The sequence below is a fragment of the Shewanella sp. genome, assembly GCF_047975355.1.
Lineage (GTDB): Bacteria > Pseudomonadota > Gammaproteobacteria > Enterobacterales > Shewanellaceae > Shewanella.
This window is the reverse complement of record NZ_JBKEDJ010000010.1, coordinates 71,526-78,703: the sequence shown is the minus strand read 5'-3', so window position 1 is coordinate 78,703 and position 7,178 is coordinate 71,526. Positions and strand designations below refer to the sequence as shown.

At 51.1% G+C, this 7,178-nt stretch carries 8 protein-coding genes; 2 read left to right on the top strand and 6 right to left on the bottom strand.

Going from position 1 to position 7,178, the window contains the following annotated elements; translation table 11 throughout:
* Window positions 1-155: inner membrane CreD family protein (locus ACK5NH_RS04760; protein WP_416918026.1), on the top strand; the 155-nt coding region annotated here is incomplete at its 5' end.
* Window positions 156-230: 75 nt separating this feature from the next.
* The gene (locus tag ACK5NH_RS04755) at window positions 231-1,046 is read left to right on the top strand and encodes a phosphatase PAP2 family protein (protein WP_416918023.1); all 816 of its coding nucleotides are present in this window, start codon (window positions 231-233) and stop codon (window positions 1,044-1,046) included.
* Between the two features lie 54 nt (window positions 1,047-1,100).
* On the opposite strand, the gene ACK5NH_RS04750 is transcribed toward ACK5NH_RS04755, so the two are convergent.
* The 6 genes from ACK5NH_RS04750 to ilvD form a co-directional block, all read right to left on the bottom strand.
* The gene (locus ACK5NH_RS04750) at window positions 1,101-1,247 is read right to left on the bottom strand and encodes a hypothetical protein (protein ID WP_392446437.1); all 147 of its coding nucleotides are present in this window, start codon (window positions 1,245-1,247) and stop codon (window positions 1,101-1,103) included.
* Between the two features lie 270 nt (window positions 1,248-1,517).
* Entirely contained in the window at window positions 1,518-1,754 is a 237-nt protein-coding gene (locus ACK5NH_RS04745) for a hypothetical protein (protein WP_416918022.1), read from the bottom strand.
* A 313-nt stretch (window positions 1,755-2,067) separates the two neighbouring features.
* Window positions 2,068-2,328: a hypothetical protein gene (locus ACK5NH_RS04740; protein ID WP_416918021.1), complete on the bottom strand. Its 261-nt coding sequence runs from the start codon at window positions 2,326-2,328 to the stop codon at window positions 2,068-2,070.
* A gap of 34 nt (window positions 2,329-2,362) precedes the next feature.
* Window positions 2,363-3,496, bottom strand: coding sequence for a pyridoxal-phosphate-dependent aminotransferase family protein (locus ACK5NH_RS04735; RefSeq protein WP_416918020.1), 1,134 nt, complete (start codon window positions 3,494-3,496; stop codon window positions 2,363-2,365).
* 134 nt (window positions 3,497-3,630) lie between these two features.
* Entirely contained in the window at window positions 3,631-5,289 is a 1,659-nt protein-coding gene (ilvA, locus tag ACK5NH_RS04730) for a threonine ammonia-lyase, biosynthetic (RefSeq protein ID WP_416918019.1), read from the bottom strand.
* Window position 5,290: 1 nt separating this feature from the next.
* Window positions 5,291-7,150 carry a dihydroxy-acid dehydratase gene (ilvD, locus tag ACK5NH_RS04725; RefSeq protein WP_416918018.1) on the bottom strand — a complete coding sequence of 620 codons (1,860 nt, stop codon included), beginning with the start codon at window positions 7,148-7,150 and terminating at the stop codon, window positions 5,291-5,293.
* Between the last annotated feature and the right edge of the window lie 28 nt (window positions 7,151-7,178).

Below are 7,178 nucleotides of genomic sequence, written 5' to 3'. Positions count from 1 at the left end.
TTGTCGGCACTATGCTGGTGAGCTTGTATGCTGTGCTGTACTCGATACTGCAACTAGAAGATTACGCCTTACTGATGGGCACCGGATTGTTACTCGTAGTGTTACTGATTTTGATGTTCGTGACCCGCCATCAACCGAAGAACACGGTGCAATAGCACCTACCGCTCCACCCTTGAAGACCCCCGGCAGCGCACTTTTTGCTGTCGGGATTTTTTTATTGGCAAGCCCAAATGCGGCATGTAGCCTATGTGGTTTACTCGGAGGCGAATATTTTGACTCATCCAGCCTATCTTCTACGTCGTTTAGCCCTTGTCTGGTTACTGTTGGCAACCATTCCAAGCTTACTGTTACTCACGCAAAATCAATTATTTCCACTGATCGACCTGCAATCACCCTTAGCCAAAGCACTGTACTGGCTGACCACCACAGGCACGGTGCCCTATGGAGTCGCGACCGTGTTAGTGGTACTGGCACTCGCCTATCGCTATATGCCAAAAGCGCTGTTTATTAGCCTGTTTTTAGCCATTAGCCTCAGCCAAGTCATCAGTCTGAGTACCAGTCATACCCTTAAAGCCTTTTTTAAGGAGCCAAGACCGAACCTAGTGTATCTGTCAGACCAAGGGCTCCCAGAGGAAGCGCAACTCAACCCACACACTTTTTATCAATTAGCCAGACCTGAGCGTTCACAGGCCATCGCCGAGGCACTAACCGAGCTACACACCATGGAGCCCGAGGTCAAACTCGCCCCTAACATTCACCAACATTGGGAAGATGAAATCGGCTATTCCTTCCCTTCTGGACACACGATTTTCGCAGTCACCTTAGTGCTCACCGCCAGCTATTACTTGCTACTCGCGGGTTTGCCGCTATTTGCCAACGCGTTATTTACTTGGGGATTATTGATGGGCCTCAGCCGCATGTTACTCGGCATGCACTGGCCGCAGGATGTGCTCTTCTCCACCGTACTAGCCGCCATCATCAGCAGCTTAAGTGTATTTTTAGTGGAAAAGTTCAGACCAAGAAGTAAAGAGCAACCCAACGGGTAAGAAGCATAACGCCAGCCAAAGGGCTAACTCAGTGTGACAGGCGGCATCTGCAACTTATGTAGATGCCGTTTTTGTTAGGATGAGCCCAAGCACCAAAGAAAACCAAGAGATTAACAGCAGACCACCAATATCCTTGAAGACAAATGCGCCAATAACCACGACAGGAATGGATAAGATAAAAATGAGGAATAATTTCTTCATAAACAATCATTACATCGACATAAAGAAAGTGAAGCCATGTACCCAACTACGCCGACCATAGAAACATACTAAGCCATCATCAATGACAAATACTTAGCTTATTCAGTTTTTCCAATCAAGCATTACAGGTAGTAATTATCTTCGGCTATCCGAACCATGACGTTCAGAGCAACGCTAATCGATAAACATTTTGGAGATATAAAGAACATCATTTGCGATAAACCCAATCACTTTCGGAGGTTCCGATATTTCAAGTGCATCGTTTGAGATTTACTCCAATGTCAGAGGGTTAAAAACAATTAAACGTGGTGCATCGGTAGCATTATTTAAAAAATGCTCATGCTCAAAGTTCCTTCCTTGGACTTCAATTTTGTCTGCCGCTGATGAGAGAAACTTTGCAATTTCTCGCAGATCGCTCGGCGTGGCAGAAATAGTAACTTCAATGAGCGCCTTAGGTTGCGGCTCAGCTGCTTCGGCTAGTTCTTGTGTATATCCCCAAAATTTCATGCTAGCACTTGCTCCTTGTTATCTATAACGCCTAGTTTAATGAGCCTCCCATTGTGAAATTATCGGAATGCTCTAATTGTACATAACAGATTGTCAGCCATACCAAGGGCTTAACCGGATTAAGCACCGTCATGGAAGTTGACCGTTGGCGGCATGGATGCCGCCGTCGAGCCTATAGGGACATATTCACGGCGTGTCACTGAAATGACGGTGCTTAATCAATATACCCAGCACTAAAGAATGGTACTGTCTTTATAAAAAAACCCGCAGTACGGGGATTTATAAACTATCAAAGACGACTAAAACTCACCGATTAAACGCACTTCTCATCCGATGAATCATCGGAAGAAAGTGCTCGGCTAATACTGCCGAAGATCGCGGTTAAAATCCCAATGCCCACATCCATCTGCCGAGCATTGCTATCATCACCGCTGGCCTCGCGTTGGCTCTGATTACCTGCTGTACCTCGCACAAAATCACAACTGGTATTGCTCATATTGCTGGAGGCACAACCACTTAAGATCAGAATCAAACCGCCAATCAATAAACGTGAGCCAACTAAGCGCAAACTCACTCTGCGTAACATCCTTATACGCGAAACTGACATATTAGTTCAGCACCTCTTCTAGGGCGCGCAAACAGAGCGCGACATTCTCACGACGGGCACCAAAGCCCATTAAACCAATGCGCCAAGCTTTACCCGCTAGAGCACCAAGACCGGCACCGATTTCAAGGTTGTAATCCTTGAGTAGACGCGCACGCACGGCGGCATCATCAACACCTTCAGGGATATAAATTGCATTAAGTTGTGGCAAACGTGAAGCTTCGGCGACCACAAATTTCAGGCCGAGTTTTTCAAGGCCAGCGCGCAGCACTAAATGCATATCTTTGTGGCGTTGCCAAGCCTGTTCTAAACCTTCTTCGGCCAATAAACGCAGCGATTCATGCAAGGCATAAAGCGCATTAACGGGCGCAGTGTGGTGATAACTGCGCTTACCGCCAGCGCTAGTCCAATAGGCCATCACCAGACTTTGATCGAGGAACCAGCTCTGCACTGGCGTTTTACGGTTTTTAAGCTTTTCCACCGCATTGGGTGAGAAAGACACAGGCGATAACCCCGGCACGCAGGAGAGACATTTCTGACTGCCAGAATAAATGGCATCTATTCCCCATTCATCGACTCTTAATTCCACGCCGCCGAGGGATGTCACCGCATCGACAATCGATAAACAGCCGTATTGTTTTGCCAGCGCGCACAAGGTTTTAGCATCGCTCAATGCGCCAGTTGAAGTTTCGGCATGCACAAAAGCAAGGAATTTAGCATCGGGGTTGGCCTTAAGCGCCGCTTCAACGGCAACAGGGTCGACTGGTGTGCCCCATTCGTTATCCACAACCACTGCAATCGCACCGACGCGCTCGACGTTTTGGCGCATACGCTCACCAAACACACCGTTGCGGCACACAATCACCTTTTCGCCGGGCTCGACTAAGTTCACAAAACAGGTTTCCATGCCCGCACTGCCGGGTGCAGACACTGCCATCGTCATTTCATTTTTAGTTTGAAACACATATTGGATCAGGCTCTTAAGCTCATCCATCATGCCGACAAATAATGGGTCTAGGTGACCAACGGTCGGTCTTGCCTGCGCGGCTAATACTTCAGGATAAACATCCGATGGACCTGGCCCCATCAAAATGCGGCGAGGCGGATTAAAGGCAGAAAAATGCGGTGCAGGTAACATCATGTCTCCTTAATGCGTAGGGTCGAGGTCTGATTACTAGAGCATTCACTCTTGATTTGTTAAACCAAACTACCACAAAAAGGGGCGCCTGTGCGCCCCTCCTTTAGCCTAAGTTGTAACCTAAAGCTAAGTGATTACAAAGGCAGGTTCTTTTTTCCTTTTCCAGCATTCAAAAACAGCTGATAAGCAGGGCTTTGCGTCTCTTCTTGATAGACAAATCCCAGCTCAGTTAAAAACTGCTGAAACGGCAAAGCATCGCCCTCGGGGACTTCAAACCCTGCTAGCACCCTCCCAAAGGCCGCGCCGTGATTACGGTAATGAAACAAACTGATATTCCACTTGCTCTGCAGGGTGGTTAAAAACTTCAGCAGCGCGCCCGGATGCTCGGGAAACTCGAAGCTAAATAGGCGCTCCTCTAACGGCTCTGGTGGATGACCGCCGACCATATAACGCACATGTAATTTCGCGGTTTCGTCACCGGATAAGTCCTGCACCTCAAAGCCGTTATCTTCTAAGGTATTGATGATCTGCTCTAATTCGCCATGGCCTTTGGTCAGGCGAATACCCGCAAACACCACTGCCATATCGCGGCTGCTAAAGCGATAGTTAAATTCGGTCATCACCCGCTTTTCGAGCAACTCACAAAAACGCAGGAAGCTGCCGGGACGCTCGGGCACTTTAACCGCCAGCACAGCTTCTTTTTGCTCACCCAGCTCGCAACGCTCCGACACATATCGCAGGCTGTGGAAGTTCACATTCGCGCCACTTAAAATCGCCGCAACTTTCTCACCCTTGCCACTCTCGCCTGTGGCATTGGTGCTGACATATTTTTTTAGCCCAGCAAGGGATAAAGCGCCCGCAGGTTCGGCAATGGCGCGGGTATCCTCAAAAATATCTTTAACGGCGGCGCAGATTTCGTCCGAGGTGACCGTCACCACTTCATCCACAAACTGCTTGGCTAAGCGGAATGGCTCAGTGCCAATACGTTTAACCGCGACACCATCGGCAAACAAACCAACTTGCGGAAGTGTGACAGGCTCGCCCGCCTCCATCGCCGCTTTTAAGCAGGCCGCATCTTCAGGCTCAACGCCAACAATTTTAACCTGTGGCATCACCGCCTTGTAATAGGCCGCAATACCAGCAATTAAGCCACCGCCGCCCACGGGTACAAATACCACTTCAAGGTCGCGCTGCTGTTGCAACATTTCTTGGGCGATAGTGCCTTGGCCAGCGATCACGGCTTCGTCATCGAAGGGGGCGATATACACCCGACCTTCCTGCTGCGCCATTGCCATCGCAAAACCATTGGCCTGATCGAAAGCTTGGCCGTGCAACACCACATTGCCGCCTAAACGGCGCACCGCATCGACTTTAATATCCGGCGTAGTTTCGGGCATCACAATCACCGCATCCACACCACGACTGGCCGCCGACATCGCCACGCCTTGGGCATGGTTACCCGCCGAGGCGCACACCACGCCGCGTTGGCATTCGGCTTGGCTCAACTGGGCGATGCGGTTATAGGCGCCGCGCAGCTTAAAGGAATGCACTGGCTGCATATCCTCACGCTTTAAAAATACTTGGCAACCCAAACGCGCCGAGAGTTTGTTAAGGCTGGAGAGTGGCGTCACTTTCGCAACGTCATAAACCGACGACAGCAGGATTTTTTGCAAGTAACTTTGCGCAAGCTGACTCTTTTCTAAGGCAGAAGTGGCCGACTGCGACTTATCGGACTGAACTTGAGAGGACTGGGCCTCAGCCTGCTCCGTTTGCGACGATGCGAGAGATAACATATCAGTCCTCCAACTTACTGCGATCGCGCACCGCGCCCTTATCAGCACTGGTGGCAAGCATGGCGTAGGCTTTAAGCGCCATCGACACATAACGCTGACGCGAAAGCGGTTTCCACGCCATTGGCCCACGGGCGAGCATGGTTTCACGGCGCGCCGCTAACTCGGCATCACTCACCGCAAGCTTGATACTGCGCTTAGGAATATCGATTTCGATGCGATCGCCGTTTTCAATCAAGGCAATAGTGCCACCCGCAGCCGCCTCAGGCGACACATGGCCGATGGATAAACCTGAGGTTCCACCAGAGAAGCGGCCGTCGGTGATCAGTGCGCAGGCCTTGCCTAAACCGCGAGATTTTAAGTAACTGGTGGGGTACAACATTTCTTGCATGCCCGGGCCACCTTTTGGTCCTTCGTAACGAATCACCACCACATCACCCGCCACCACTTCGCCACCTAAGATACCAGCGACTGCGTCATCTTGGCTTTCGTACACCCGAGCGCTGCCAGTAAAGGTCAGGTTAGATTCATCCACACCGGCAGTTTTAACAATACAGCCATTGTCGGCCAGATTACCCGACAACACGGCCAGACCGCCCTCTTGGCTGAAGGCAAATTCGCGGCTACGGATACAACCTTCACGTCTGTCATCGTCCAACGATGGCCAGCGGCAGTCTTGGCTAAAGGCTTTAGTGGTGGGAATGCCCGCAGGCCCCGCCATAAAGAATTGTTTTACTTTGTCATCTTGGGTTTGCATCACATCGTACTTGGCGAGCACCGACATGAGATTGCCACCCGCATCGGCGGCAACGTGTGGCACATCGGTATGCAGCAGTCCGGCGCGGTCGAGTTCGCCTAAGATGCCCATAACGCCCCCAGCGCGGTGCACATCTTCCATATGGTATTTAGCGGTCGATGGCGCCACCTTACACAGGTGTGGCACTTGGCGCGACATACGGTCGATATCGTCCATAGTGAATGCCACATCCGCCTCCTGCGCCGCAGCCAATAAGTGCAGCACAGTATTGGACGAGCCGCCCATGGCGATATCCAGCGCCATGGCGTTCTCAAAGGCTTTAAAGCTGGCAATATTACGCGGCAATGCCGAGGCATCATCTTGTTCGTAGTAACGTTTGGTCAGCGCCATCACCCGGCGGCCCGCTTCTAAAAACAGTTCGCGGCGGTCGCTATGGGTCGCGAGCATGGAGCCGTTGCCCGGCAGCGACAGACCTAAAGCTTCGGTTAAACAGTTCATCGAGTTAGCGGTAAACATGCCCGAACAGGAACCACATGTAGGGCAAGCACTACGTTCGATTTTAGCACTATCCTCATCGCTCACACTCGAGTCGGCCGCCGCCACCATGGCATCGACTAAGTCGAGCTTAATAAGCTTGTCCGACAGCTTGGTTTTACCCGCTTCCATCGGCCCGCCCGAAACAAATACCACGGGGATATTGAGGCGCAGCGCCGCCATCAACATGCCGGGAGTGATCTTGTCGCAGTTAGAGATACAAACCAGCGCATCGGCGCAGTGGGCATTGACCATATACTCGACGCTATCGGCGATAAGCTCCCGCGAGGGAAGACTGTAGAGCATGCCACCGTGGCCCATGGCGATACCATCATCGACGGCGATGGTGTTGAATTCCTTGGCAATGCCTCCCGCTTCTTCGATGGCGCTCGCCACCAGAGAGCCCATATCTTTTAAGTGCACATGGCCGGGGACAAACTGAGTAAAGGAGTTGGCAATTGCAATAATCGGCTTACCAAAATCATTGTCTTTCACCCCTGTGGCGCGCCATAGCGCACGGGCACCCGCCATATTGCGGCCTTCGGTACTGGTTGCTGAACGTAACTTTGGCATTGACTCTATCCCTTATCTCAAATCGAAA